Origin of the sequence: Holospora undulata HU1, from assembly GCF_000388175.3 — a bacterium.
GTDB classification, from domain to species: Bacteria; Pseudomonadota; Alphaproteobacteria; order Holosporales; family Holosporaceae; genus Holospora; species Holospora undulata_A.
The window spans coordinates 1-3,040 of the sequence record NZ_ARPM03000104.1; the positions used below are offsets into that span (position 1 = coordinate 1).

General features: G+C 33.6%; 3 protein-coding genes and 1 pseudogene. All 4 read right to left on the reverse strand.

Features of this window, described 5'->3' with window-relative positions:
- A partial coding sequence (locus K737_RS02145) for a hypothetical protein (RefSeq protein WP_006295969.1) occupies nt 1-1,036 on the reverse strand: 1,036 nt, incomplete at its 3' end.
- Between the two features lie 605 nt (nt 1,037-1,641).
- A complete protein-coding gene (locus K737_RS11400; protein WP_268743848.1) occupies nt 1,642-1,770 on the reverse strand; it encodes a hypothetical protein in 129 nt (42 codons plus the stop codon).
- Nucleotides 1,771-2,116: 346 nt separating this feature from the next.
- Nucleotides 2,117-2,300: pseudogene (locus tag K737_RS10985) on the reverse strand (helix-turn-helix domain-containing protein); the annotation flags it as partial.
- A gap of 336 nt (nt 2,301-2,636) precedes the next feature.
- A complete protein-coding gene (locus tag K737_RS10990; RefSeq protein ID WP_024161377.1) occupies nt 2,637-2,870 on the reverse strand; it encodes a hypothetical protein in 234 nt (77 codons plus the stop codon).
- Nucleotides 2,871-3,040: the final 170 nt, after the last annotated feature.

Sequence of the window (3,040 nt, forward strand, 5' to 3'; positions counted from 1 at the left end):
AAAAAGCATCATTTTCAGAAAGAACACTGAATAATTTTATCTTATTTTGATCAGTGAAAAAAGATAATACTCTCCTTTTACAGAAAACATTCACATCTTCTTGTTCTATACATGTTTTTATCAATTTTTTAAGGGTTTCGTTATTTTGAAAAAGCTTGTCAAAAAAATCTGTTTTATTTCTAGAGGTATACTGGTCCAATACTAATTTTAAATCTTCACTATCTAAGTGTTCTACTACGGTGGCGTTTTCTAAAATCTTGTCGAAACTATCTGTATCTTTTTTACAAATACATTCGATCAATACTGACCCTAAATCTCTACTATCTAATTTTTCTAATACGCTGGCGTTTTCTAAAACCTTGTCTAAACAATCTTTTTTATTTCTAGAGATATAGTGACTCAATACTAACTTTAAACCTACACTATCTAAGTGTTCTACTACGGTGGCGTCGGTGGCCTTTTCTAAAATCTTGTCGAGAAAATCTAAGCTACTTATACAGCCACAGCCATAGACACAGTACTCCAATACTACACCTACACTTCTACTACTTAATTTTTCTACTACGGTGGCGTTTTCTAGAAGTTTGTCGAAAAAATTTGTATTATTTTCATAGATACATCTTTTCAATACGCACTCTAAATCCATACTATTTAATTTTTCCAAGACTCTGGAGTTTCCCAAAAGCTTGTAAAAGTTATCCTCTTCATTATTTGTGACACATTGTTGAAAAACGCCACCCCATTGATTAGATAGCGCGTCAGATACTTCTTTATCAGCAAAAATTTCTTCTATTTCTTGAGGTTTTACTGATTTTTTTGACAGAAGAATTGAAAACACCTCTCCCACATTTTTTTTTCCATGAATTTCTAAATATTTTTTGGCACATGACAAAATAGAAGCTTCTGGATTTTTTTGAAGAAAATCTTCCACAAAAAAACTCTGTTCCGAAGATGTCAACTGACCAACTGGATTGGAATATAAAGAATATGTCTGTGAGAAAAGAAGAAAAAAAGTTAGCAATATTTTTTGTTTCATAACACTTTTTTATTTATTTTTAACAACAATTTAATTTTACAATTCGGACAACCGAATGTCAAGTTCAATTTACTGCGTAAAGAGGTTAAGTATTTGTGGCTGACACCGCAGGCTTCAAAAATGCTTTTTTTGTAGGTAAGGGAAAACTCTAAAACAATTTTTGGATAATTAAGGAAACATAAAAACCTTGTTAGCGCACAGCACATTATACCAATTCCCATTGCTAAATAAGCGTATAATGATTACCTTTTAAGAAAAGGAGAAGTTTATCTTAGGTGTATAACAAACAGCTTAAATAGAATGGCATCCGCATTAAAACTATCAACCGCGCAGGTCGCAAAAGAAGCAAAATATTAGCTTAGGGAGATTGGTGAAGCTGCACGAATATCACGTAAAGTAGCAAAAGCAATTTCAGCCAAGACTCATGGCATTAGTCAAGGATTTACGACATAACTAGAACCGCTCTGTAATATGGAAATTAGCAAGTCAACCGTTCATCAAAAGATCAAGAAGTTAAATAGTTAAATTACTCCTATATTGAAGCCTCGTCCTAAACATTTCAAGCAGGAGCAAAACAAAGTTGCAGAATTTAAAAAAAGAGACTTTTAACCAAAGATAGCATGATTGATTTTCAAAGTTTTATTAACGTGAAGTGCCGCAAAAATACGAATTGTTCCCTCTAGCATTTCAAGTGATCGTGTGTTTGCAAGGGAGGTCGAAATCTTGCAAACCAATAGAGGTGTGGAGCGTTATTTTGTTTAATGGAAAAGATTTTTATCTTTTTCCCTGAAAGAGGTAGTTGCTTGGAATAATTTTGTAAAAACCTTCCCAATTATCTGCGCAATAAAGTAAAATTTTACATTTTTTTAATCGTTCAAAAAGTCGTTTGAATGTTTGATTCAAGTGATCACCAAATTCCCAATCGATAAGCCGTTTTCCAGCACGATCCTAGGATTTAGAAATTTAAGCTTTAGAAATACAATTTTTGCTTTTTTTTTAATAATTCCAAAATTCATCAACTTCCATGACAATACCTTTGCCTTCTGGGAAGGGCTCAACTTTGGCGCATAGCCTTGATCCTAAGGTGCCTGACCTCTTCAAAACGGCGGTCGCTCTGACACCAAAAAGCTGAGCAATTCGTTTCGTTGAAAGGTCGCTTGCGTATAAAACGAGGGATTGGAGCTTATCTTTTTCGGGCACACCTAAATTTACATGAAATTTTTTCCACATTTTTTACATTTGTACCGCTGAACCCCTCGAACAAAACCGCTTTTCAAGCAATCCGAATATTCACAAATTTTACATACAATCTTTTTTAGAGATTTTTAAAAAACATCCTTTACTAATTCTAAAAAAAATATCTTTAGTTAAAATCTTCGAATCTGACATAGGAACTCTGATTTTGAATTTTAAAATTCCTAAAATTCAAGATTTAATCTATTTGCTTATCTTTTCTTTAGAACCTGTATTTTAGCTAACCTTCTTAATAGGATCATGGAATGGGCTATCATGATCATGTTTCCAGCAGTCTCTATGGAAATTTCATAATCTTTAGATACCCTTTGCAAATAATTTAGCTATCCTATGTTCTTTCGAAGATTCAACACTTTGGAATTATAGCCCATCCTTGAGATATATGCTCTGAGATTACTATAGTTTTATTCAATATATTTCTTACAAATGCCTCCATGGGGGTTCTATATCCAGCATCTGCACACACTCCCTTTAATGTAGGATATTTTTGCAACATTTCCTTAAAAACTCTGCACCCAGCACCTGTGTCATTGGCCTTATGAACCCTTGATATGGAGCAGATTGCCTTGCCTATCAACACTACTATGCCGTTTACGTATCTTTTTTCCCCCCATCTATACCTATTTTTTCTGAGGCTCCTGTGGGGTTAACACTTGTTTTAACACTTAGTGAATGATGCTATAGCTGGGATTCTTACTCCTTTCATACTTAATTCGGCTTATCTTAACAAGTTCATGCATCCGAATGTAC